Genomic DNA, 25,372 nt, shown 5'->3' on the forward strand with positions numbered 1-25,372 from the left:
AAAAATTAATTTTAAAATATATATAAAAATATTTTTACTTATAATGAAATTTATTTTTTTCTTCTTGCACTTTCAACTTAATAGTGCTTTAATTCATAGTATATAGAGTTTTTTTTCAAAGGGGGAATTTTAAAATGATAGATTGGAATCCAGATTTATACTTAAAATTCGGTAAAGAAAGAACTTTACCTGCAAAAGACTTAATCTCAAGAATAGGAATAGATAATCCTAATCGTATCCTAGATATAGGTTGTGGTTCTGGTAATAGTACTAACGAGTTAAAGAGAAGATGGCCTAATGCTGAAATTATCGGTATAGACAACTCACCTACTATGATTGAAAAAGCTAGATTACTTTATCCAGATATGGACTTCAGATTAATGGATGCTACATGGGATTTAAGTGCATTGGGGAAATTCGATATAGTATTTTCAAATGCTGCTATTCAACGTATGACAAATCATGAAGAATTGATAAAAAAATGGTATGCTTTATTGAATATAGGTGGAACTATAGCAATACAATTGCCATTAGTAGATAATATTAAAGGTCAACAAGCGCTATATGAATTAGAATATGTAAAAAAATATAGACCTTATTTTGAAGGAAAAAAATTGAGATTTAATCATCATCAACCTGACTTTTATTATGATGTATTATCTCACTTATCAAGCGCAAAAGATATACAAATATGGACTACAACTTATATGCATGTAATGCAAGGGCTTGAAGGTATATTACAATGGTATGAAAGTACTAGTATGAAAGATTATTTAAACGCACTTCCTAGTGATGATTTTAGAGAAAACTTTAAAAATAACTACTTAATAAAATTAAAAAATGTTTATTCTTTAAGAGCTGATGGCAGTGTTTTATTTAATTATAAGAGATTATTTGTAGTTGCTACAAAATCAAAATAATATAAACTTAGAATTTAATTATATAAATTAAAATAAAAAGGCTATGATAAAATATTTAAGTTTCATTTTACCATAGCTTTTTATTTTGTTTAGATATATTTTTATTATTAAAATATCCTATACTTCGAGTTCAAAACAATATGAAAGATAAATTTTCTATCCTTCATTTTTATTATTTAATTTCTCTATCCATAAGAACCTTTTTGTGTATTTTTCTATATATTCCAATTAAATATGGTTCATTTGAATAATTCTCTAGTTCATCTATTTTTATCCACTTAACACCACTATTTTCGTCTAGCTTAGCTTCAGTATGACTACTTTCATCTGCTACTAAAGCATATGATATACAGAAGTGGAGATGTCCACTTACAAATTTTCCTCTTTTTATATGTGGAACAACAGGTAAAATATCTATAGCTATTATATTTTCATCCAAAACACCTATATCTTTTACTCCTGTTTCTTCTTTTGCTTCTTTAATCGCTACTTTTAATAAATCATCTTCCCCATCAGCATGTCCACCAGTCCATGACCATGTATTGTAGATATTATGGTGAACCATAAGTATTTTGTCTAAGTTTTTATTAAAAATAAGCCCCGAACTAGTCATATGTGCATATTCATTTTCTCTATAAAGTACATCATTATTTTTTTCTATAAAATTTAAAATTAGTTTCTTATCGTTTTGCTCTTGTTCGTTTATCGGTTCAAAATTTTTTATCGCTTGTATATAATTCAAAGTAAAGCCTCCTACATAATATGATTATATATTAATTATATTATGTAGGAGACTTTACTAATAAAAAAATAAGTGCAGATTATCAAATAAATTTTATTTAATCATCTGCACTTATAATATTACAAACTTCAGTTATATTATATATATCTTATTTGTATAATATAGAATTTACGTACTTTACTATATTATTTAGTTTGATTATCTTATAATAAAATAATTTTTAACTTAAACCTAGTCTAACATTAATTTTAAATGCTCTTGTAATATGTGTATTCCTATTTTGTTTTCGCCACCTCTAGGAATTATTATATCAGCATATTTTTTAGAAGGTTCTACAAATTGCTCATGCATTGGTTTTACAGTAGTTACATATTGATTTAAAACTGATTCTACTGTTCTTCCTCTTTCTTGTGTATCTCTTAATATACGTCTCATTAATCTTTCATCAGCATCAGTATCAACGAATACTTTTATATCCATTAAATCTCTAAGTCTTGGATCTTCTAGTATTAATATACCTTCTAGTATTATAACTTTTTTAGGATGAACTTCTACAACTTCTTTCGCTCTTGTATGTTGAGTGTAGTCGTAAACAGGTCTGTATATCATTTCACCTGATTTTAATTTTTTAACGTCTTCTATCATTTTATCTGTGTCGAATGATGATGGATGGTCATAGTTTAATTTAACTCTTTCTTCCATAGTTTTATCATCATTTGATAGATAATAATTGTCATGACTTATTAGTTCAATGTCATTTTGAAATAACTCTTTTATGTTATTTACAATAGTAGTTTTCCCTGAAGCAGAACCACCTGCTATACCTACTATACATATATCTTTTTTCATTCTGCACACCTACTCGTTCTTATTTATTTTTAACTTATAATTTATATTATATTTTAAAACATATTATTTCTATAATATCTTATATAAAATTACTTTTCAATAGCCTTTAAAGAATTTACAATTTTTATTTTAAATAAGTTAAAAAAATATATATTTATCAATAAAAAAAGTAGCTGGCATCCATATTAATACCAACTACTTTTTTATTAGAAGTATTTATTTAAGATTAAAATATTCTTCTAAAGTTATATCTCTATCTTTTAATGCATAACTTATTTCTGTTCCTACATATCTATAATGCCAAGGCTCAAATTTATATCCTGTTATATCAATTTTATCCTTTGGATATCTCAATATAAATCCATATTTATATGCATTTTCATTAAGCCATTTATATTGTTCTGTATCTTCAAATTTTTCATTTGAAGATGTTTCTTGATCTTCTCCATTCAAATCAAAAGCAAGACCAGTTTGATGTTCGCTATATCCTGGTTTTGCAGAAAATGTATCTACATTTTTCCTTTCTTTTTTATATGATTCATATACCCAATTTTGAACAGCATAACTTCTATATCTGCTTACTATATGAAACCATGCTCCATCTTTTTCAGCATCTTTTTGCATTTTTTCAAATGCCTCTGTAGCCTCATCATACAATTCTTGATTGTCCTTATATGTATAATTTTCATCTAAACCATATTTTTTATTAACAATTATAGTTCCATTTACATTATACGCCCCATTTTTATCTTTAGATGGTTTTATTTTCTTAGCTTCTTTTTTTACCTTTGTCTTCTCTGATTTTTCTTGATTTGCTTCTTTTACTTTTTCATTTATATCACTATAAACAACTTTATCATTAAATAAATTATTTATATTGATATTTGTCATAAAAACCCCAGCTCCTAAAACAATAGAAAAACCTGTTATCATTCCTATTTTCTTTATACTATTCATATTAATATCTCCTACCCCTCATTTACTAATAATCTTTTTATATTGTATTTTGATTATTTATAAATAATTTTTATATGGAGTATCTATATCTGCTTCTTATAATTCATCATTTATAATGAAATTTTATATTGTATACTATGTGCATCTGTATTTACTTAGATACTTCATTATTCTAATTAATTACTCACTTTCTAGTATACCATTTTATTCCATATTTTTCTCTTGTTTTTTTAATTATCGACTTATTTTTGTTATTATTGAGTTTTTACTTATCTTTAAATGTCTTATAATAACTTATTTTGATATTTTTGTATAATGAAAATCATTATCATAACAAAGGCAAAAAATATGCAGCTACCTTTTATATTATATATATAAGATTAGTTTATATAAATATAAACTAATCTACAATACCATAAATAATGTACCTGCTGTAATTAAAATTGAGCCTATTATTGATTTCATTGTGAATTGCTCGTGTAAAAATGTAAATGCCAAAATTAAAGTAATTACCACACTTAATTTATCAATTGGAACAACTTTTGATGCATCTCCTATCTGTAATGCTTTGTAGTAACATAGCCAAGATGCTCCTGTAGCAAGACCTGATAAAATTAAAAACGTCCAACTCTTTTTACTAATCTCCACAATACCACTTTGCGTATTGGTTAAAAATACCATTGCCCATGCCATAACAAGAACTACTACTGTTCTTATTGCAGTTGCTAAGTTTGAATTTACACCATCAATCCCAACCTTTGCAAGAATAGAAGTTAATGCTGCAAATACAGATGATAAAATCGCAAATACTAACCACATATTTTCCACCCCCTTATTCATATAATTCTAATTCAATTATACCAAAATAATCAATATGATCCAAATATTATTATACCTAACTTTACTTGAAAATAAATTAGGAGATAAGCTATAATTCTATCTCCTAATTTATCTTTATTAAACTGTATTTTAGATAATTAAAATCAATTTATTTCTTATACTTTAAGAAGGAATTTATTCTAATATTTTTATATAACTACTTCAGACTCGTCTTCTTGAGCATATTCATCATCAAATTCAGCATCTTTTACTCCTAAAATCCCAATTATTAAGAATACTGCTGATGCAATAGCCATTCCAACAAATGATGCAGACATCCCTTCTAGTTGTGCTAAATTAGAATCTATAGCTGTAGAGTTAGAAGCAACAGAAGTCATTATCCCTACAAATACTACACTTCCAATTGCACCTGCAATTGTTCTAAGTGTGTTTATAAGTGCTGTCCCATGTGATGTTAAACTATTTTCAATATTATTAACTCCCCATGTCATAATAGGTGTAAGTATACATCCTATTGCTGCATAACGGAATATATTTAAAATACATGCCCACCATATAGATGTTTCTATTGTAATTCGACTCATTCCTGCGCTTCCTATGAATAATAATATAGCACTTGATATATATAATTTTCTTATACCTAATTTATCATATATCTTTCCTGCTATAGGACTTAATACTGCCATTACAATAGCTCCTGGCAATGTTACAAATCCTGAAATTGTTGCAGAATAACCTTTTATAGTTTGTACATACAATGGCAACATCACAGAAGATCCAAGAACAATAAAGTAAAGTAATATACTTCCGATTAAAGACATTGTAAAAATTTTATTTTTAACTAATCTAATTTCTAAAAATGGCTCTTCTAGTTTTAACTGTTTTCGTAAAAATAATATCATTCCTAATATTCCAATACTTGATAAAATAATAAAATTCATACTCTTCCAATTCCCACCTGAAATACTACCAACCATCAAGGTTATACCACCAAAACCACAAATACTATAAATAAATGAAGCAATATCTAGTTTTTGATTCTTCGTTTCTAAAACGTTTTCGAACACAAAAACAGATACTATAAATGATATAATCGCTATAACTAGAACTAATACAAAGAACATTCTCCAACCAACACTATCTGAAATAATTCCTGCTAATGTTGGTGCAATCACTGGAGCTACTCCTACTGATAATCCATACCACCCCATAGCTGTTCCTCTTTTTTCAGCAGGGAAAATTGTCAACGCAATAACTTGAGTCATTGCTGTTAATATACCTGCTCCACATGCCTGTATAAGACGACCTAATAACATAATTTCAAATTTTGTCGCAAATATACAGAAGATTAAACCTACTATAAACAATCCAATAGAAACGATATATAATTTCTTTGTCGAAATAGTATTAATCAAATATGCCGTTAAAGGCATCATAATCCCCATTACTAGTGAATATGAACTCGTAAGCCATTGTCCCATTGCAGCATCAATATTAAACGAATCCATTACTGATGATAAAATAGTTGTTAACGCAGTTGAAAGCATAGTCGAAACAATACACCCTATGAGAACGTTAACAAATATGATGTTTCTCTTCCTTTCACTTAATTCCAATCCCATAATTCCTTTTTCCTCCCAACAATTGTAAATAACATAAATTATTATATTATACAAATAATACCACTGTCAATTTAGGTTACCTTTCTTGTAAGTAATCAAAACAAAAAAACTCCCGTAAATGGGAGTTTTTATTTTAATTAATATAAACATATATATTAACTTTAATTTATTTATAATTGGATATTTGCTTTTAGTTATCAGCTTTTGATAACCATGCCACATTTTCAACATGAACACTATGTGGGAACATGTCCACAGGTTGAATCTCATGACATTTATATCCTCTTTCATTTAAGTAAGCTAAATCTCTTGCAAGAGTAGATGGATTACATGAAACATAAACCACTCTATCTGGTTGCATCGAAATTATCGTATCTAGTACTTTTTCATCGCACCCTTTTCTTGGCGGGTCGACAACTACTACATTAGCTCTTTTTCCTTCTTTATACATCTTTGGAACGACTTCTTCAGCCTTTCCAACATAGAACTCGACATTATCCATGTTATTTATCTTAGCGTTTCTCTTAGCGTCTTTTATTGCGTCTTCTACTATTTCTATTCCGTATACCTTCTTAGCCTTTTGTGCTAAGAATAATGATATAGTACCTATTCCACAATAAATATCAAATACTGTGTCATTTTCGCCTAAATTTGCATATTCTAAAGCTTTATTGTATAAAACTTCAGTTTGAAGTGGATTAACTTGGAAGAACGATAATGGTGATATTTCAAATACTAATTCACCTATATAGTCTCTAATCATTCCATCTCCATAAGCAACTATATTTTCTTTTCCTAAAATAACATTAGTTTTTTGTGTATTAACATTTACAACAAGAGTTTTAAATCCAGGTATATTTTCTTTTAAAACTGATGCTAATTCTTTTAAATATGGTAGTTTCTTACCGTTAGCAACTAAAACGATCATCACTTCACCTGTAGTAAATCCAACTTTAGTTACTACATGTCTTAATAAACCTTTATGTGTTTTTTCATCATAAATACTTACATTATAGGCTCTAATATAAGTTTTTATTATTTTTATTATTTTATCATTTACTTCATGTTGTATTATACATTCATCAGTCGATATCAAGTCATGACTTTTCTTTTTATAAAATCCTATAACAGGCATATTGTCTTTCTTTTGAATTGGAAATTGAGCTTTATTTCTATATCTAAAAGGATGTTCCATTCCTAGAGTGTCGTGAATCACAACGTCATCTAGTTTACCAATCCTACTTATAACTTGTTTTACTTCGTTTGTTTTTATATCAAGCTGTTTTTGATAGTCTAATTCTTGAATTTGGCATCCACCACACTGTCTAAGATTTTCGCTACATTTTCTAGCTACTCTAAATGGTGATTTTTCAATTATTTCTATCATATCTCCAACAGCATAATTTTTTTTAGATTTTGTAATTTTAACTTTTATTTTATCCTGTACAAGTCCACCATCGACAAATACAGTAAAACCTTCGTATTTTCCAATTCCTACGCCACCTTGACCTATATCTACTATATCTACTATATATTCTTTATTTTTTGATAACATAGGTTCCCTTTTCCTCCGAACAATTTTTTTTGACTTCAAAAATTTATTTTACCAAAAAAATAAGGACTTATAAAGTCCTTAAATAAATAAATCTTTATTTTTAAATCCAAAATATAATTGGAAACATGCTACTACAAGTAATAATATACCTCCGACAAAACCGACATATATTAATTTTTCAGACATTGATTGACTTAATCCCGAATCAACAATAGCCTTTACATATGTATCAAAATCTCCCATTGCTTGTATTCCGTATCTAATCCATGTAGCTGCCGTCATAATCGCAACCGGTATTACACTCATACTCATATAAAATCCATTTATTGATCTCTTTTTACATCCTCTTACACCTAGGAATATTGGTACTAAAAATATAAGTGGTAATATATAACCGTAAAACTGAGGTGTAAATGCCATAAATAATGCTGATGTTAAATAGAAACTAAGAAGATAATATTTTAGTTTATTTGTTTTACCTTCAAAGTCCATTAAAGATGCTTTTAAATATCTTATATAAATAGGAATATCATTTGCTACATTGTCTACATGTTTTCCGCCTCTGATATCTTTAAGAAGTTCATTCCCCTTTTTATTTAATTGGTTATACTGTGTCGTAAAATAATCTGGTAATTCTAAGTCTTTATATTGTGCATTTAATTTGTCTAAATCAGATAAATACTTACCTTTTTGTCTATCTTTAAGGCCTTTTAATTTTTTAATTTCTTTGCTTAGATTATTAATTGTTAATGCTACTGTATTTGAACCCAATTAATACACCCCCTCTGTTTAAATATATAACCTTTTTATGAATACAATTTAAATATATCCGTAATATAAGTATAATTCCTTCTAATTAAAATTTAAATAAAACTTTTAAAAATATGTGTTATAAAAAAACCCCACAAAGTTTTTGTAGGGTTTTCTTTTTTAATTAATTATGTCACTTTAAAGTGTCATTATTATGCTCTATTGCCAACTATTTTCTTTAAAGCTATTCCAGCTGTTCCTAATATAGCAACCCAAACAATACCTAAAAATGTATATGCTGCACCTGTCATGATAATTCACCATCCTTTATTTATTAAACACGACTAAGTAATTATTTTAATGCAACTAAGCATTTGCTTTGTTAGATTCTATTTCATCTTTATATTTACGTTTGATAGCTCTATATGTTTGTGCAAATCCAATTATTAATACTACTACAACAACTAATCTTGCTGCATTTACCCAAGGAGCCATATATTCAATTCCTTCGATATATGATGGAGTGATTTTAAAGTTACCAGCTGTCCAGTAGTCTTTTGTGAATATTGCTAAGAATACTATTATACAAATTGGTGTTAAGAATTGATGGAATACTCTATAGAACCATTTTGGTACATGCCATAATCCACCTCTGTTCATTTCTTCTAGACCTTCATCTTTAACTAACCAAGCAAGTGTTATAACTTCTAATAATCCAAGAACTATTAGTAAGTAGTTACCTATCCAGTTATCTACTTCTGTGAAGTAAACTAAGTTAGCTTCTCCAGTTATTATACCTTCAGCAGCTATTGGAGCACCAACGATTAAGTATAATATGAATATTACTATAGCACCTTTCTTTCTTTCTACGCCTAATTCTTCTTCTAGTAATGCAACTAAGTAGTTGTACATTGCTATTGCAGATGTAAATCCTGCAAAGAATAATAAGAAGAACCAAACTGCACCAAATATTCTACCACCAGCCATTGTAGTAAATACATTTGGTAATGCCATAAATGCTAAACCTATACTACCTTTGATACCTTCTGGTCCAAGGAATGCATAAGAAATAGGTATAACAGATGTACCAGCTAATATAACTTCTGCAAATTCATTTAATGCTACTGTTGCTACAGAAGCTGTTACTATATCTTCATCTGGTTGTAGGTATGATGCGTAGTTACAAATTATACCCATTCCTAAAGATAACGTAAAGAATATTTGACCTGTAGCAGTAACTATTGAAGCTGATGTTAACTGACTTAAGTCTGGATTCCAAACGAAATTTAAACCTTTCATAGATGACCAATCTGGATTTACAGGAGCGCCTAATGTTACGGCTCTTACTGCTAATATGATACCAAATACATATATAGCTGGCATCATTACTTTAGCCCAAGCTTCTATACCTTCAGATACACCTTTCATAACTGCCCATCCTAAAGATGCTAAACCTATAATCCAGAATATTAAGTTTTTAGGATCAGTGACATAGTTTACAAAGAATGCTCCAGAATCTACACCTACATATCCACCAGTTAATGAATTAACTGCATATCCTAATGACCAACCTATGATATGAGTGTAATATGAGTTAACTAATACAGTTACCCCAAAACCTATTGCTCCGCATACAGAACCTAATATAATTGCTTTTTTCGGAGATATAGCTTTTCTAGCTTGTATATATACCATTGGACCTACTGTACCATGTCCATGAGCACCACCATAACGTCCTATTGCCCATTCGACTAACATTGTAGGTAAACCTATAACGATTAGTGCGAAGAAATATGGAATCATGAATGCTCCACCACCATTAGTGGCTGCTATATATGGGAAACGCCAGAAGTTACCAAGTCCAACTGCATTCCCTGCCATCGCAAGAATCAGACCTATCTTCGAACCCCATTGATCTCTGTTTTGATTATCTGCCATCTTTTACCCCTCCTTTGTTAAATATTATGACCTAAACAAAACAAATATAACTTAAATAAATCAGAAATATAATTTCAATTTAATAAAACATTAATGCTATATTTATATCCAAATTTAGTCTATTATCGTATTATAAGTTTTAATATTTTATTAAATTTTCTGACTATTTATTTTATAAAGAGGGCCACTAAATTTAAAGCATCTGCTACATTAGTGGCCCTCTTTATAAAATAATAGTATCATCATTTTTTATAAATTTCAATAATTATTTGAATTTTTTACCATTTTAGTAAATTTTTATAAAATAATTATTCAAAATAAAAAGAGAATTATATCTATTTAATTTACAAATAAATATAATTCTCTTTGTTTATTTTGCTAAAGTATATTTAACACAATTTAGGATAACAATTTCTTATAAAACTCTACTTGAGCCTCTATAAACTACTCCTCTAGTAGCATCTACAGTTACTATTTCCCCATTTTCAACTTTATTCATTATATCAGAAGCTGACATTACAACTGGTTTCCCTAAGTTTATACCAACTATAGCAGCATGAGAAGTCATTCCACCTTCTTCTGTTACTATAGCAGCAGCTTTTTCAATATATTGATTCATATCTGAATTTGTCATAGATGTAACTAATATATCACCTTCGTTGAAGTCTACACAAGTTTCTCCATCTTTTACGATTTTAACTCTTCCTTCAACAGTGTCTCTACCTACACCCATACCCATTGCTATTTCTTCACTCATTACGTGAACTTTTATTAAGTTAGTAGTTCCACTTTCACCAACTGGTACACCAGCAGTTACTACAACTAATTCACCTTGTTTTACATAATCTGCTTCTTTAGCAGCATTTATAGAATATTCTATAACATCATCTGTATTTTTTGCTTGATCAGCTTGTACTGAATAAACTCCCCAGCTTAAAGCTAATTGTCTTCTAGTTCTTTCGCTATCAGTAGCAGCTATGATAGGTGTTTTAGGTCTAAATTTAGATACCATTCTAGCTGTATATCCAGAAGAAGTTGAAGATACTATTGCAGAAGCATTTAATTCTATTGCAGTTGTGCAAGTAGCATAACTTATAGCATCTGTTACTGTAGAACCTTTTAAGTTTCTTTCTCTTAGTATTTCTTCATATTTTAAAGTTTCTTCTATTCTTTTTGATATAGATGCCATAACTTTAACAGCTTCAACAGGGTATTTACCTGCAGCAGTTTCTCCTGAAAGCATTATTGCATCAGTTCCATCATATATAGCGTTTGCAACGTCTGTTACTTCTGCTCTTGTTGGTCTAGGATTTCTTATCATAGAGTCTAACATTTGAGTAGCAGTTATAACTGGTTTCCCTAATTCATTACATTTTCTTATCATGTCTTTTTGTATTATTGGCATTTCTTCTGTTGGAACTTCAACTCCTAAGTCCCCTCTTGCTACCATTAAACCATCAGAAACTTGTAATATTTCATCTAAGTTTTCTACACCTTCTTGGTTTTCTATTTTAGATATTATTTGTATATGAGTAGCATTGTTGTTTTCTAATATTTCTCTTATAGCTAATACGTCAGAAGCTTTTCTAACGAAAGATGCTGCTATAAAATCGATATCTTGTTCTATACCAAATTCTATATCACTTATATCTTTTGGTGTTAATGCTGGTAAGTTTATTTTTACACCTGGTAAGTTAACACCTTTGTGGTTTTTAACTATTCCTGAGTTTTCAACAGTACAGATTATATCATTCCCTTTTATTTCGTTTATTTTTAATCCAACAAGACCGTCATCGATAAGTATAGTATCCCCAACTTTAACATCGTTAACTAATTCTTTATAACTTACTGTACATTTTTCTTTTGTTCCTAAAACATCATCCATAGTTACTATGAATTGTTGACCTTGCTCTAAAAGAACTTCTGGGTCTGCAAATTTTCCTGTTCTTATTTCTGGACCTTTAGTGTCTAATAATAATGCTACTGGAACATTTAATTTTTCCCTTACCCTTTTCGCAGTATCCATTCTTACCTTTTGTTCTGCATGATCCCCATGAGAGAAGTTAAATCTACACACATTAAGACCATTTTCTACTAATTGTGTTAATACCTCTTCGCTATCAGAAGCTGGTCCTAGTGTACAAACTATTTTAGTTTTTTTTGCGTTTTTTAACATAAATGTTATCCTCCTAAATCTTGTTACATAAATTATTATATAATTAAAACTATAAAAAATAGTATTTTTGACTTTTATAGCACTATATAGATAGAATTTGTGTCATTTTATAAGTATACTTATCAAAATCTTTTTTCATAGCTAAAGCTTCATGTATGTCCATGTCGATAACTTTATCATCTCTTAATCCAACTACTCTAGCAGACTTACCATCTAGTAATAATTCTACTGCTCTTACCCCTAATCTACTTGCTAGGATACGGTCAAATGCAGTCGGACTACCACCTCTTTGTACATGTCCAAGAATTGTTACTCTCAAATCTGAACCTGTTCTTTCTGCTATTTGTTTTCCTATTTCATGTGCATTCCCTACACCTTCAGCTAAAACGATTATGCTGTGTTTTTTACCTCTTTTTTTAGTTGTTTCTAATCTGTCACATACAGTTTCTATATTTTCTGGATGTTCTGGTAGTATTATTGTTTCTGCACCACCAGCAAGACCAGCATATAAAGCTAAATCCCCGCAGTGTCTTCCCATAACTTCAACAATGTTAACCCTTTCATGAGAAGATGATGTATCCCTTATTTTACCGATAGCATCAATTACTGTTTCTATAGCTGTGAAATATCCAATTGTATAGTCTGTATATGCTAAATCATTATCTATTGTTCCTGGTATCCCTATTGCTGGGAACCCTAATTCACTTAATTTACTTGCCCCATTAAATGAACCATCTCCTCCAATTACAACTAGACAATCTATCCCATATTTTTTAAGAACCTTAACTGCTATTTTTCTTCCTTCTTCAGTTTTAAACTCTTCACATCTTGAAGATTTTAAAATAGTTCCTCCCCTATGTATAATGTCACCTACTGATGATAAGTTCATTTCTTGTACGTCATCTTCTATTAATCCCTTATATCCCCTATTAATTCCATACACTTTGCAACCATAATAGATTGCTGATCTTACGACTGCTCTTATAGCGGCGTTCATTCCTGGAGCATCTCCACCACTTGTTAATATTCCTATTGTTTTCATAAGCTACCTCCTAAAACCATTTTCCCAAGGGACATTTTTAGTCCCTATACGTATTATTTATCCCATGTCAATTAAAAAAACTTACCCAATTCATATACTACGATATTATACCATATTTTTGGAAAAAATTTAGCTATATCGTATTATATTTTTGGGTATTTTATATTATTTTATTACTGTGATACAATTTTAATACAAGTTTCATTTAATATTTGCTTTAAATTTTCAATTAAAACATTGGAAATTGTAACATTTCCATTCCATTTGTATTTTTTCTTTGGCACAGTAGTACATAAGAATACTTCATCTCTACCGGGATAAAGTTTTAAAATATTTTCTATTTTTTGTAGGTTTTCTTTATCATTTATATCTTCTATCTTTAGAAATAAACTTTCCTCTATATTATTTACTTGTTTATTATATACCTTTTTTTGATTTTCTACAAAAGGAGTTTTATCATTTATATCTTTTATTTCTTGAGCTATTATTTTAGCATTCTCCTCTTCTTGTATACTTAATCTACCTTTAATATAAACTATATTCTCTTCATTTACAATAGTATTATATTGTTGTAAGGTTCTAGGAAAGACAATTACCTCCATAGTTCCATATAAATCTTCAATTTCTAAGAAAGCCATTATTTCATTTCTTTTAGTAGTTTGTATTCTTTTATTAGAAATCATTCCACCAATTATTGCATTTTGTTGGTCCATAGATAAATATTTATCCAGGTCTTCTTTTAATTCGTTTAATTTTTTAGTATTAATTGATGTTCTTGTTTCTAGTTCTTTTTCATATTCTGAAAGTGGATGCCCACTAACATACATTCCTAAAACTTCTTTTTCTAAAGCTAATTTTTCTCTTTCTTCAAATTCTTGTATATTTGGAATAGAAGTAATTTCATTTTCAAATTTATCTATTTCTTCAGTTTGTCCAAATCCGTCGAATCCATCAAATAAAGAAATTTGCCCTTTAACATTTTTCTTTCTTTCTAAAGATACACTTTCCAATACTTTTTCATATCCCATCATTAAACTGGCTCTATTGTATCCCATTCCATCAAATCCGCCACATTTAATTAGACTTTCAATTACTCTTTTATTTATATCTTTACTATCTAATCTTTTTATTAAGTTCATAAAATCAGTAAATGTTCCATTTGTTTCTCTTTCAATAACAATATTGTTTATTATATTTACACCTACGTTTTTTACTGCTGCAAGTCCAAATCTTATATTGTTATCTTCAACTGAGAATTTTGCGAAACTTTTATTTATGTCTGGTTTTAAAACTTTTATATTTAATGCATTACATTCTCTAATATACTCAACAACTTTATCTGTATTACCCATTACACTTGTGATTAATGCTGCCATAAATTCTACTGGATAATATGCTTTTAAATAAGCTGTTTCATACGCTATAACACCATATGCCGCAGCATGTGATTTATTAAATGCGTATTTGGCGAAGTCAATCATATCGTCGAAAATTTTATTTGCAGTTTGTTCGTCTACACCATTTCTAACGCATCCTGCTATCTCTACATTTCCATTTTCATCTGTTTTTCCATGGATAAAATATTGTCTTTCTTCTTCCATTACATCCATTTTCTTTTTACCCATAGCTCTTCTAACTAAGTCGCTTCGTCCATAGCTATATCCACCAAGCTCCCTAACAACTTCCATAACCTGTTCTTGGTATATTAAACAACCATATGTTACTTCCATTATTGGTTTTAACTTCTCGTGCATATATGTTATTTTTTCTGGATTATGCTTATATTCTAAGTAAGTTGGAATAGAATCCATTGGACCTGGTCTGTATAATGATATACCGGCTACTATATCCTCAAAATTACTTGGTTTTAATTGTTTCATAAATGATCTCATACCGGCACTTTCCATTTGGAACACACCTAAAGTATTTCCTGTTGAAAGAAGTTCAAATACTTTTGGATCATCATAATCCATCTTAGAAAAATCTATTTTTACACCGTGATTTTTTTCAATTAAGTCTAACGCATCTCTTATAACTGTTAATGTTCTAAGTCCTAAGAAGTCCATTTTTAGAAGTCCTAATTCTTCTAAAGTTGTCATTGTAAACTGGGTACTTATTGCGTCTTGATGTTTGTATAATGGTACATATTCATCAATCGGATTTTTAGATATAACGACACCTGCCGCATGTGTAGAAGCATGTCTAAGCATTCCCTCTAACTCTTTAGAAATATTTATTATAGTTTTTGTCTCTTGGTCTTGTTCATACATTGCCTTTAAGTTAGGGTTTGTTTCAAGAGCTTTATCTATAGTCATTCCTAATGCATTTGGTATTTCTTTTGCTATTTTATCGACTTTATTATATGGTATATCTAACACCCTACCGACGTCTCTTATAGCTAATTTTGCACCCATTGTACCAAATGTAATTATTTGTGCAACATGGTCTGCCCCATATTTTCGCTTAACATAATCTATAACTTCTTCTCTTCTTTCATAGCAGAAATCTATATCTATATCGGGCATTGATATACGCTCTGGATTTAAGAATCTTTCAAACAGTAAGTTATATTTTATTGGGTCTATATCTGTTATTTTAAGTGTATATGCAACTATTGAACCTGCAGCACTACCACGTCCAGGCCCTACCATTATTCCGTTTTCTTTTGCAAAATTTATAAAATCCCATGTTATTAAGAAATACTCTACGTATCCCATTTTATTAATAACACCTAATTCATATTCTAATCTATCTATAATTTCTTGACTTGGATTTTCATATCTTTCATGTAACCCTTTGTAACATAATTCTTCAAGATAACTTGAAGTTGTATATCCTTCTGGAACTTCATAATTTGGTAAGTGTATTGTATTAAAATCAAACTCTACATTACATCTTTGTGCAATTTTTTCAGTATTATCTAAAGCTTCTAGTGCATATGGGAATAATTCTTCCATTTCTTCTCTTGATTTTAGATAAAACTCTTGAGTTCCAAATCTCATTCTTGCTGGGTCATTTAATGTTTTACCCATTTGTATACATAGTAAAACATCATGTGCCTTTGAATCCTCTTTATCGACATAATGAACATCATTTGTGGCTACTAATGGTATATTTAACTCTTTAGATAATTTTACTAATGATGCATTTACTTCTTTTTGTTCTGGAAGATTGTGATCTTGTAATTCTAAGAAGAAGTTCCCTTGTCCAAAAATTTCGTTATATGTTAAAGCAATTTCTTTTGCCTTTTCATAATTTCTGTTCATTAATGCATTTGAAACATCTCCTGCTAAACAAGCCGATAAACATATAATTCCTTCACTGTGCTCTCTTAAAGCTTCTATGTCTACCCTTGGCTTATAGTAAAACCCGTCTACATATGATATAGAAACTAGTTTTATTAAGTTTTGGTATCCAGTCATATTTTCAGCTAATAAAATTAAATGTCCGTACCTTTTATCAAAATTGGGGTCCTTGTCTTTTAAACTACGTTGTGCAGTGTATAGCTCACATCCTATTACTGGTTTTATACCAGCTTTTTTTGCCTCTTTGTAGAAATCTATAACACCAAACATATTTCCATGGTCAGTTATAGCGACAGATTTCATACCTAATTCTTTAGTTCTTTTTATAAGTTTCTTAACTCTTGAAAAACCATCTAGCAAACTATATTCTGTATGCACATGTAGGTGCGCAAATTCGCCTGACATATCTCCACCTCCTAATATAAACTTTGTATATAAATATCTAATATAATCGTATTTTTTATTAATTTATACCCATTTCCTATCTGTATAAATTAATATATTTTTTAAAAACAAACAAGGGGAATTTATGTAAAATTCCCCTTGTTCTCTATTTTAAATCATTAGCAATTTGCTCTATTTTCTTTAATCGATGATTAACACCTGATTTACTTATAGGCGGATTTAACATCTCCCCTAGTTCCTTCAGTGACATATCTTCATTTTCTACTCTTAAGAGCGCTATCTCTTGTAAATTTTCTGGTAAACTACTAATTCCTATTTTACTTTGGATTAATTTTATATTTTCTACTTGTCGAACTGCTGCATTTACAGTTTTTGATAAGTTTGCAGTTTCACAATTTACAATACGATTTACGTTATTTCTCATTTCTTTTACTATTTTAGTACTTTGTAGACTAAGTAGTGCTTGATACGCCCCTATCATACTTAATAAATCAGAAATTTGTTCACTTTCTTTTAAATAAACAACAAAACTATTTTTTCTAGCAACTATTTTTGCGTTTAATCCTTCAGAGTTTATTAAATCCCTAAGAGAATTTGCGTAATCCTCGTTATTAGTTACAAATTCCATATGATAATTTTTTTCGGGGTCACTTATAGAACCTCCACCTAAAAAGGCACCTCTAAGATAAGCCCTTTTTAGAACTTCATCATCAAATACTTCTTGTGGTATGTTGTTTGTCGGAAAGAAACCATCTCTATCTTCTAGTATTGCCAACTTTTTAAGAAGTCTTTCCGCCCCATTTTCACTTTTAACCATCAAAACATAACTGTTATTTCTTTTTAGCATTTGATTTTTATTTACAGAAATTGTAGTTTCTATATTAAATTCTTTTTTAAGTAGTTTAAATACTCTTCTTGCAATTGAATTTAACTCTGTTGTTATCTTTACATTTATTTTTCTTAATCCCGCAAATTGTATAGTCCCAGCCATTCTAACTATAGCTGATAGTTCTGATAATTTATCATTTACATCGATATCTTTAACTCTAGCTAATTCATTCTTTGTCTCACTTGAAAAAGACATTTCTATCACCTAATTCTAGCTTTTTTTATTCCTTTTTTTTATTTCTTCTAGTGCAACCTTTATTATTTCTCTTTCATCATTATACCTTGCTAAATCAACCACTCTATCTAAATGTATGAATTTAGCATCCACAAAACCTTCTTCTTTTAAAGGAATTGTCTCCATATCCTTCGATTTCATTAGATACCAAAAAACGGTTTTATGGACAGCCTTGTTTTCATCCCAATTCTCTTTATATGTGTAATGGATTTCTCCTAAATATTTTAAAATTTCGGCTTTTACTCCTGTCTCTTCTAGTACCTCTCTTAGAGCCGCGTCTTTTCTTTGTTCACCTTCCTCTACCCTTCCTTTAGGTAACACCCAATCTCCGTTAAATTTTCTAAGTAGAAGAATTGCATTCCCAAATAAGACTACACCCCCGGCGCTAATCTCTTCTCTCATAGATTTTCACTCCTTAATTCAACATAATAATAAGAATTTCTTCATAAAGATATAAAATCCTTTTTTATTCACTGTTACATATCATGACCTAGAGCCAGTTTAATAATTATACTAGAAATTTCATCAGCATTATGCCTAATATAGTTATCTTTTACTTCTATTAAATTCGATTCCACAGCCTTAATTCCCATACATTTCAATTTTAATCTTTGCTCATTGTCTAATAAAACTTGTGTTGAACCGTCATCGTTGTATCTTCTAGCTACAGATTCTGATATCTTTTCATTATTAGTTACAATGCAATCAATTAATCCTGGTTCAGTATGTTTAATTATCGCTTGGACATGATCTAATACATTATATCCCTCTGTTTCTCCTGGTTGTGTCATAACATTAGGTATATATACTTTCTTAGCATTTGATTTTTTGATAGCTTCAATTACTCCTGGAACTAGTAAGTTTGGTATTACACTTGTGTATAAACTTCCTGGTCCCATTACAATTATATCTGCTCCATGTATAGAGCTTATTACTTCATCTAGCGGTCTGCAATTTTCTGGTATTAAAGAAATTTTATCTATTTTACATTTTTGTTTTCTAACTTCTTTTGGTATTGTTGATTCTCCCTTTACAATTTGACCATTTTCCAATTTTGCACTTAAATCTACATTTTCAAGTGTAACTGGTAAAACTCTTCCTGTTATTGCAAAAACTTGGCCTATTTTGTAAACTGCTGTCTCAAAATTACCATATAGACCATTCATAGCAGCTAAAAATAGGTTTCCAAAACTTTGACCTTTTAATGCTCCATCTTCAAACCTATATTGCATAACTTCATTCATAGTTGGTTCTATATTTGCAAGTGCCATAATACAATTTCGGATATCTCCCGGTGGTAACATTCCTAAATCAGATCTAAGAACGCCTGATCCTCCTCCATCATCAGCAACAGTAACTATCGCTGTTATATTTTCTGTATGATGTTTTAATCCTCTTAGAAAAATTGATTGGCCAGTTCCCCCACCGATAACTACTACATTAGGGCCTTTTTGTTCTTTATTTTTTAACTCTAAGTATCTTATCCTTTCATTTTTCATTTGGATAAATAAATATATAGCTATGCCAAAACATACTATACCCATTATCCCAAAAACTATACCAAATATTTCCATAATAACCTCCGCACTATTTTAACATAAAATCTCTATGTTTTTTAACAACCCTATAGCCATTGCTTTGTATTTCATCAGCAATAAGATTAGCTATAGTTACAGATCTATGTCTTCCTCCAGTGCAGCCAATACTAATAACTAAATGGTGTTTTCCTTCTTCTACATATTGTGGTATTAAAAAGTCTATCATATCTGTAAGCTTTGCATAAAATTCTCTACTAATATCAGAATTCATAACATAATCCCTAACTTCTTGGTCTTCCCCTGTCTTATCTCTAAGACTGTCTAAGTAGTATGGATTTGGTAAAAACCTAACGTCAAATACTAAATCTGAATCTTTAGGGATACCATGTTTAAATCCAAATGAAAGTACAGATATTGTAAGATTTGTTTGCTTCTCTCCAGTTGAATATATTTTTAATATTTCTTCTTTTAAATCTTTAGGCTTCATATTAGTAGTATCTACTATATAATTTGCAATTTCTTTTAATGGATTTAAAATCTTTCTTTCAATTTTTATGCCTTCTGGTATTTGTCTATTTAATGCTAATGGATGATTTCTTCTAGTCATCTTATATCTCTTTAGAAGAGTATCATCATCACAGTCTAAGAATAGGATTTCAAAAGGATAATTTTCTTTTTTTAATGTTCTTAAACTTTCGTGTAAGTCTTCAAAAAATTTCATTCCTCTTATATCTATACCTAGTGCAACCTTATCTACCATTGACCCTGCTTGATAACATATTTCAGCAAAATTTACTATTAATGTTGGAGGTAGATTATCTACACAATAATAATCCATATCTTCAAAGACTTTCATTACTTCACTCTTGCCTGATCCTGATAATCCAGTTACTATTACAAATTTCATTAAAGACCCCTCCTTAAACTATAATGTTTTCGATTAACGATTTATCTAATCCTGATTTATTTACAGTTTCTAATGCTAATTTAAAGTTACCTACATTTTGTGGTATATGCGCATCAGAACCTATAACAAATTTAAGATTATAATCCTTTATTTTTTGTAATTGTTCTACATTTAAAAACTCATGGCTACTATTTATTTCTAGTCTAGTATTAGTATTTTCTGCCACTTTAGCCACTTCTTCTATATAAATTCCCCCTTTATCTCCAGGGTGAGTAATTGCAAATATATCGTTATTTTTTATAGTATTTACAATTGCCTCAGTATTATATTCTTTGGCTTTTTCACTTTTACTTTTAAAGAAGTAATTTTGACACATATTGACCATCCCCTTAAAAGATGTTGGAACAGATCCAAAATGATATCCTGCCATTACATAATCGAAATATTGAGCAATATTTTCTGTTAAATCTATATTTCCCTTATTATCTAATATATTGCATTCAACACCTAAAAGTATTTTTATTTGGTCTTTATACTTTTCATTCAAAATATCTACTTCTTCTCTCATTTTTTTAAAATCATCGATTTTCACACCATAGGCAATATTTTTATACCCATGGTCTGAAATACCGATTGTCTTTATCCCCTTAGATATTGCTACTTTCACATTGTCTTCTATAGTTCCTTTTCCATGACTATATACAGTGTGAGTATGATAATCAGCTAATATTTCCATATTAATCCTCTCCAAGTATTTTGACTTCTTCTTCTAACATTACACCAAATTTATTTAAAACGGTACTTTTTACAATGTACATTAAATCTAATATATCTTTTGCTGTTGCTTCACCTTTGTTAACAACAAATCCACAATGTTTTTCAGAAACTTGTGCTCCTCTTAATGTTAAGCCTCTTAGCCCACAATCATCTATTAATTTTGCTGCAAAGTACCCTTCTGGTCTTTTAAAAGTACTTCCCGCACTTGGTAAATTTAATGGTTGTTTAGTTACTCTTCTATTTGTTAAATCAGCCATATACGCTTTTATTTCGTCATAGTCACCTTTTTTAAGCTCAAGTTCTGCTGATAAAACTATATAATCAGAGTTAGTAAGTCTACTTCTTCTATAAGCAAACTCCATTTCTTCATTTGTGAATTCAGATATTTCACCTTGTGGATTCATTACTCTAACAGATTTTACAACTGATTTTATTTCTCCGTCATAAGCACCTGCATTCATTGCTAACCCACCACCAAGTGTACCTGGAATTCCTGATATACATTCAAATCCAGTTAAACTTTCTCTAAGTGCTGCTTTTCCTAATACAGATAATAAAGCTCCTGCTTGTGCTTTTATTGTATTTCCTTCTATTTCATAGTTGTTGAAGTTATCTCCAAATTCTATTACTATACCTCTTATTCCACCATCTTTTATTAATAGGTTTGATCCATTTCCTATTATTAAGTATGGAAGTTCATTTTCATTTATATATTTTAATACCTCAGCTAATTGTTCTTCTGTTGTCGGCCTAACTAATATATCAGCTGGTCCACCTACTCTAAAAGAGATGTGTTTTTTCATAGGCTCATCCATTTTTACATTTTCCGCATCAACTATTTTTACTAAGTCATTATAAACTAATTCTTTATTCATATTTAAATATTTATTGCCAAACCTCACTTTAATATAAATAAGTATTTGACAGACTCCTTCCTTCTTTATTCTTATATTTACGTTCTTATCTAAATTGTTTTTTTATTTCTATATTCATTTTTGTATTTTTAAGTCTGTTTAATTATTTTATTATGGTTTAATATATGTTTCTATAAATAAAAGTGTATCTCAAAAAAACATAATTCTAGTTATAAAAAGATTTTACCACATATTCAATTTTTATTTAAGGTGAATTTAATTTATTTAATAATTACTTACCATTTTTAACTTTTTTTGTATTTTGACGTAAAAATATCGCCAAAGATTAAATCCTTGACGATATCTTTTAATTTCCCTTATATATTTAAATCTTATACATTAGAAGCTTTCTTTTTATCTGCAGCTAAATATGTAAAGTAGTATATAACCGGTATAATTAAAGCTCCACCGATTAAGTTTCCTATTGTTACACAAATTAAATTAGTTGCACATGCTCCTATTGAAATATCAGCGCCCAATAACATACCTATTGGTATAAAGTACATATTTGCCACGCTATGTTCAAATCCACATAATACGAATAACATGATTGGGAACCAGCATGAAAATATCTTAGATATAATATCTTGTGCACTTGTTGCCATCCATACAGCTAAAACAACAAGGATATTACATAGTATACCTCTAAGTATCATTGTCATTATATCTAGACCTGCTTTCCCTTCAGCTATTGCAATAGCTTTTGTTGCAGCGTCTCCAGTTAGAACATCACCATAAAATACTATAAGTGCTAATGCTATAGAACCAACTAAGTTTCCTACCCAAACAACACACCAGTTCTTAACCATTTGACCGCCTGTAATTTTATTATTCATTAGAGCTAATGTCATTAAGTTGTTTCCTGTGAATAATTCTGCTCCACATATAACAACTAACATAAGTCCAACAGGGAAGACTGCTGCCCCAATAAGTTTTGCAACACCTGGGTCAATATTAGCAAATGTTTGACTTGCTACAGTATTTCCTAATCCACCAAATCCTATAAATGCTCCTGCCAAGATTCCTAGTAAAAACATTGAACCAACTGGTAGGTTTGCTTTTCCTACACCAACGTTAACCATTGCATTGGCTATTTCTTTTGGTGCTAAAAATCTCTTTTCCATACAGATACACCCCTTTTGTTAAGTATTAAGAAAATATCTTCGTATTACAAGTTAATTATAGCACCATTTTTTTTAGAAAAAGCTGTTTTGGCGAATGTATACATTATATTTATTAAATTATTGATAATATTTTTTCTAATCAAATTCTATATTTAATTCAACTTTATACAAAACTATTATGGTCTTATTATTTTGTCGGCTTGTGACATTTTTTCTAGTATAAAGTACATATTTGTCACTTCACCTACTTCTAGTTTTTCTGTTAATTCATAGTAGTTTAAGCAAGTTCCACAGCTTAATATTTCTACACCTTGTGCTTGCAATGTTTTTAAATCATTTATAGAGTTAGAGCCTTCTGTCGATAATTTAACTCCTGAATTATAAAGTAATATTGTACTTGGAAGCTCATCTAATTCAGTTAAAGCATATATAAATCCTTTCATCAAAATTTGACCTAATTCTTCGCTTCCTTCTCCCATCTTATTGCTACTCAATACTACAACTGTATTAGTCTTTTTATCTGGATAGCAAACTTCTTTTGTTTCTTCTTCAACCTTTGTTTGTTCAGTTTCGCTATTTTGTAGCTCTGCTTTTATTTTAATTATGTAATGTTGGTCCTCTATTTTTTCGCATGTATATTCTAGATTTTTTTGTTTTGCCATCTTACTTAAATTTTGAACTGCTATTTCATTATCTACATGCACTTCTACTAAAGTAGTCTCTTTTATTTCACCTAATGCCTTTTTTGTTTTTATAACTGGAATTGGGCATTGATCACCCATTGCATCAACTTTTATTTCTTTCATTGTTATTCCTCCTAAAATTACATTGTATATATTTTAATTTATTATCTACTCTACTATTATTTTATGTTGTTTTTGATTTACAACTTCTCCAATAACACCACATGGTAAGCTTAAAGTTTCTAATTCTTTCATTATTTCCTCTACATCTTCAGGATTTACAGCTATTAATAACCCTCCTGATGTTTGTGGGTCAAATAATATCTCTTCCATTGCAAAATCATATATATTAAATAAAACTTTATCTTGAAGGAAGTTTCGATTTCTTTGTGCTGCTGCAGTTAGTAAAAACTCATCTGCATACTGTCTAGCTTCTTTGATATATGGTACTTTTGTGCTATCTATAATTGCTGAACAATCTCCTGCAACCATTTCGTTTAAATGTCCTAAAAGACTAAATCCTGTAACATCTGTGCATGCATGCACATCATATTTTTTAATAATCTCTGCTGCATATTTATTTAATGTGCACATAGATTCTATAGCCTTATCCATAGCTTCCTTGCTAGCTTCACCAACTCTGTTTGCTGTTGAAATTATTCCAACACCTAAAGGTTTAGTTAGAATTAATTTATCTCCTACTTTGCACCCATTATTTTGATATATTTTATTTGGATTTATAATTCCTGTTACAGATAAGCCGTATTTTACATCTTGGTCCATTATAGAATGTCCGCCAGATAAAACTCCTCCAGCTTCTTCTACTTTTTCACTACCACCTTGAATTATATCACCCAATATATTTAAATCCATCTGTTCTGGAAAACAAACTATATTTAAAGCCGTTTTAACTTCACCACCCATAGCATATATATCACTTAATGCATTTGCTGCGGCTATTTTCCCAAACGTATATGGGTCGTCTACCATAGGCGGAAAGAAATCTAAAGTTTGAACCATTGCAATATCATCCGTTAATTTATATACAGATGCATCATCACTACTTTCAAATCCTATCAGTAAATTTTCATCATATTTTTTCGGTATTCTTTCTAAAACACGACTTAAAATTCCTGGCCCTAATTTAGCAGTACACCCTCCACCTTTACAAAAAACTATATCTTTTTTACTCATAAGCACAACCT

The 25,372-nt window shown here is 29.5% G+C and carries 21 protein-coding genes; 1 reads left to right on the forward strand and 20 read right to left on the reverse strand.

Features of this window, described 5'->3' with window-relative positions; translation table 11 throughout:
* Positions 1 to 134: 134 nt before the first annotated feature.
* Positions 135 to 920 (forward strand): methyltransferase domain-containing protein, encoded by a 786-nt coding sequence (locus tag RDX53_RS04380; protein WP_295573625.1) that lies wholly within the window; start codon positions 135 to 137, stop codon positions 918 to 920.
* Between the two features lie 172 nt (positions 921 to 1,092).
* On the opposite strand, the gene RDX53_RS04385 is transcribed toward RDX53_RS04380, so the two are convergent.
* The 20 genes from RDX53_RS04385 to selD form a co-directional block, all read right to left on the reverse strand.
* Positions 1,093 to 1,662 carry an NUDIX hydrolase gene (locus tag RDX53_RS04385; protein WP_295573622.1) on the reverse strand — a complete coding sequence of 190 codons (570 nt, stop codon included), beginning with the start codon at positions 1,660 to 1,662 and terminating at the stop codon, positions 1,093 to 1,095.
* A gap of 231 nt (positions 1,663 to 1,893) precedes the next feature.
* A complete protein-coding gene (gene udk, locus RDX53_RS04390) occupies positions 1,894 to 2,511 on the reverse strand; it encodes a uridine kinase (RefSeq protein ID WP_195931314.1) in 618 nt (205 codons plus the stop codon).
* Between the two features lie 216 nt (positions 2,512 to 2,727).
* Positions 2,728 to 3,468 (reverse strand): D-alanyl-D-alanine carboxypeptidase family protein, encoded by a 741-nt coding sequence (locus RDX53_RS04395; RefSeq protein WP_195931315.1) that lies wholly within the window; start codon positions 3,466 to 3,468, stop codon positions 2,728 to 2,730.
* A 405-nt stretch (positions 3,469 to 3,873) separates the two neighbouring features.
* Positions 3,874 to 4,287: an EamA family transporter gene (locus tag RDX53_RS04400; protein ID WP_195931316.1), complete on the reverse strand. Its 414-nt coding sequence runs from the start codon at positions 4,285 to 4,287 to the stop codon at positions 3,874 to 3,876.
* A gap of 209 nt (positions 4,288 to 4,496) precedes the next feature.
* Positions 4,497 to 5,930: an MDR family MFS transporter gene (locus RDX53_RS04405; protein ID WP_307993768.1), complete on the reverse strand. Its 1,434-nt coding sequence runs from the start codon at positions 5,928 to 5,930 to the stop codon at positions 4,497 to 4,499.
* Positions 5,931 to 6,120: 190 nt separating this feature from the next.
* Positions 6,121 to 7,485, reverse strand: coding sequence for a 23S rRNA (uracil(1939)-C(5))-methyltransferase RlmD (gene rlmD, locus RDX53_RS04410; protein WP_195931318.1), 1,365 nt, complete (start codon positions 7,483 to 7,485; stop codon positions 6,121 to 6,123).
* A 78-nt stretch (positions 7,486 to 7,563) separates the two neighbouring features.
* Complete coding sequence (locus RDX53_RS04415) at positions 7,564 to 8,256, reverse strand: hypothetical protein (protein WP_195931319.1); 693 nt, start codon at positions 8,254 to 8,256, stop codon at positions 7,564 to 7,566.
* Between the two features lie 345 nt (positions 8,257 to 8,601).
* Complete coding sequence (locus tag RDX53_RS04420; protein WP_195931320.1) at positions 8,602 to 10,173, reverse strand: sodium-dependent transporter; 1,572 nt, start codon at positions 10,171 to 10,173, stop codon at positions 8,602 to 8,604.
* A 415-nt stretch (positions 10,174 to 10,588) separates the two neighbouring features.
* Positions 10,589 to 12,349: a pyruvate kinase gene (gene pyk / locus RDX53_RS04425; protein ID WP_195929544.1), complete on the reverse strand. Its 1,761-nt coding sequence runs from the start codon at positions 12,347 to 12,349 to the stop codon at positions 10,589 to 10,591.
* Positions 12,350 to 12,431: 82 nt separating this feature from the next.
* Entirely contained in the window at positions 12,432 to 13,391 is a 960-nt protein-coding gene (pfkA, locus tag RDX53_RS04430) for a 6-phosphofructokinase (RefSeq protein WP_195929543.1), read from the reverse strand.
* A gap of 173 nt (positions 13,392 to 13,564) precedes the next feature.
* Entirely contained in the window at positions 13,565 to 17,101 is a 3,537-nt protein-coding gene (locus RDX53_RS04435; RefSeq protein WP_195929542.1) for a DNA polymerase III subunit alpha, read from the reverse strand.
* A gap of 145 nt (positions 17,102 to 17,246) precedes the next feature.
* On the reverse strand, positions 17,247 to 18,185 hold the full coding sequence (whiA, locus tag RDX53_RS04440; RefSeq protein ID WP_195929541.1) for a DNA-binding protein WhiA: 939 nt from the start codon (positions 18,183 to 18,185) through the stop codon (positions 17,247 to 17,249).
* Positions 18,186 to 18,200: 15 nt separating this feature from the next.
* Positions 18,201 to 18,626 carry an NUDIX hydrolase gene (locus RDX53_RS04445; RefSeq protein ID WP_195929540.1) on the reverse strand — a complete coding sequence of 142 codons (426 nt, stop codon included), beginning with the start codon at positions 18,624 to 18,626 and terminating at the stop codon, positions 18,201 to 18,203.
* Between the two features lie 74 nt (positions 18,627 to 18,700).
* On the reverse strand, positions 18,701 to 19,798 hold the full coding sequence (gene yvcK / locus RDX53_RS04450) for a gluconeogenesis factor YvcK family protein (RefSeq protein WP_195929539.1): 1,098 nt from the start codon (positions 19,796 to 19,798) through the stop codon (positions 18,701 to 18,703).
* A gap of 13 nt (positions 19,799 to 19,811) precedes the next feature.
* Positions 19,812 to 20,669 carry an RNase adapter RapZ gene (rapZ, locus tag RDX53_RS04455; protein ID WP_195929538.1) on the reverse strand — a complete coding sequence of 286 codons (858 nt, stop codon included), beginning with the start codon at positions 20,667 to 20,669 and terminating at the stop codon, positions 19,812 to 19,814.
* Between the two features lie 13 nt (positions 20,670 to 20,682).
* Positions 20,683 to 21,405, reverse strand: a complete 723-nt coding sequence (locus RDX53_RS04460) for a PHP domain-containing protein (RefSeq protein ID WP_195929537.1) — start codon at positions 21,403 to 21,405, stop codon at positions 20,683 to 20,685.
* Position 21,406: 1 nt separating this feature from the next.
* Complete coding sequence (gene murB / locus RDX53_RS04465) at positions 21,407 to 22,321, reverse strand: UDP-N-acetylmuramate dehydrogenase (RefSeq protein WP_195929536.1); 915 nt, start codon at positions 22,319 to 22,321, stop codon at positions 21,407 to 21,409.
* Between the two features lie 371 nt (positions 22,322 to 22,692).
* On the reverse strand, positions 22,693 to 23,484 hold the full coding sequence (locus tag RDX53_RS04470; RefSeq protein ID WP_195929535.1) for a formate/nitrite transporter family protein: 792 nt from the start codon (positions 23,482 to 23,484) through the stop codon (positions 22,693 to 22,695).
* Between the two features lie 176 nt (positions 23,485 to 23,660).
* The gene (gene yedF / locus RDX53_RS04475) at positions 23,661 to 24,290 is read right to left on the reverse strand and encodes a sulfurtransferase-like selenium metabolism protein YedF (RefSeq protein ID WP_195929534.1); all 630 of its coding nucleotides are present in this window, start codon (positions 24,288 to 24,290) and stop codon (positions 23,661 to 23,663) included.
* Positions 24,291 to 24,335: 45 nt separating this feature from the next.
* Entirely contained in the window at positions 24,336 to 25,361 is a 1,026-nt protein-coding gene (selD, locus tag RDX53_RS04480; RefSeq protein ID WP_195929533.1) for a selenide, water dikinase SelD, read from the reverse strand.
* Positions 25,362 to 25,372: the final 11 nt, after the last annotated feature.

This window comes from uncultured Intestinibacter sp. (assembly GCF_902468165.1).
In the GTDB taxonomy this organism is placed as follows: Bacteria; Bacillota; Clostridia; order Peptostreptococcales; family Peptostreptococcaceae; genus Intestinibacter.

What these genes read in the sequence shown, in the direction of transcription:
- RDX53_RS04380 (WP_295573625.1), top strand. Translation starts at nt 135, where the DNA reads ATGATAGATTGGAATCCAGATTTATACTTAAAATTCGGTAAAGAAAGA.
- udk (WP_195931314.1), bottom strand. Translation starts at nt 2,511, where the DNA reads ATGAAAAAAGATATATGTATAGTAGGTATAGCAGGTGGTTCTGCTTCA.
- RDX53_RS04395 (WP_195931315.1), bottom strand. Translation starts at nt 3,468, where the DNA reads ATGAATAGTATAAAGAAAATAGGAATGATAACAGGTTTTTCTATTGTT.
- RDX53_RS04400 (WP_195931316.1), bottom strand. Translation starts at nt 4,287, where the DNA reads ATGTGGTTAGTATTTGCGATTTTATCATCTGTATTTGCAGCATTAACT.
- RDX53_RS04405 (WP_307993768.1), bottom strand. Translation starts at nt 5,930, where the DNA reads ATGGGATTGGAATTAAGTGAAAGGAAGAGAAACATCATATTTGTTAAC.
- rlmD (WP_195931318.1), bottom strand. Translation starts at nt 7,485, where the DNA reads ATGTTATCAAAAAATAAAGAATATATAGTAGATATAGTAGATATAGGT.
- RDX53_RS04420 (WP_195931320.1), bottom strand. Translation starts at nt 10,173, where the DNA reads ATGGCAGATAATCAAAACAGAGATCAATGGGGTTCGAAGATAGGTCTG.
- pyk (WP_195929544.1), bottom strand. Translation starts at nt 12,349, where the DNA reads ATGTTAAAAAACGCAAAAAAAACTAAAATAGTTTGTACACTAGGACCA.
- pfkA (WP_195929543.1), bottom strand. Translation starts at nt 13,391, where the DNA reads ATGAAAACAATAGGAATATTAACAAGTGGTGGAGATGCTCCAGGAATG.
- RDX53_RS04435 (WP_195929542.1), bottom strand. Translation starts at nt 17,101, where the DNA reads ATGTCAGGCGAATTTGCGCACCTACATGTGCATACAGAATATAGTTTG.
- whiA (WP_195929541.1), bottom strand. Translation starts at nt 18,185, where the DNA reads ATGTCTTTTTCAAGTGAGACAAAGAATGAATTAGCTAGAGTTAAAGAT.
- RDX53_RS04445 (WP_195929540.1), bottom strand. Translation starts at nt 18,626, where the DNA reads ATGAGAGAAGAGATTAGCGCCGGGGGTGTAGTCTTATTTGGGAATGCA.
- yvcK (WP_195929539.1), bottom strand. Translation starts at nt 19,798, where the DNA reads ATGGAAATATTTGGTATAGTTTTTGGGATAATGGGTATAGTATGTTTT.
- rapZ (WP_195929538.1), bottom strand. Translation starts at nt 20,669, where the DNA reads ATGAAATTTGTAATAGTAACTGGATTATCAGGATCAGGCAAGAGTGAA.
- RDX53_RS04460 (WP_195929537.1), bottom strand. Translation starts at nt 21,405, where the DNA reads ATGGAAATATTAGCTGATTATCATACTCACACTGTATATAGTCATGGA.
- murB (WP_195929536.1), bottom strand. Translation starts at nt 22,321, where the DNA reads ATGAATAAAGAATTAGTTTATAATGACTTAGTAAAAATAGTTGATGCG.
- RDX53_RS04470 (WP_195929535.1), bottom strand. Translation starts at nt 23,484, where the DNA reads ATGGAAAAGAGATTTTTAGCACCAAAAGAAATAGCCAATGCAATGGTT.
- yedF (WP_195929534.1), bottom strand. Translation starts at nt 24,290, where the DNA reads ATGAAAGAAATAAAAGTTGATGCAATGGGTGATCAATGCCCAATTCCA.
- selD (WP_195929533.1), bottom strand. Translation starts at nt 25,361, where the DNA reads ATGAGTAAAAAAGATATAGTTTTTTGTAAAGGTGGAGGGTGTACTGCT.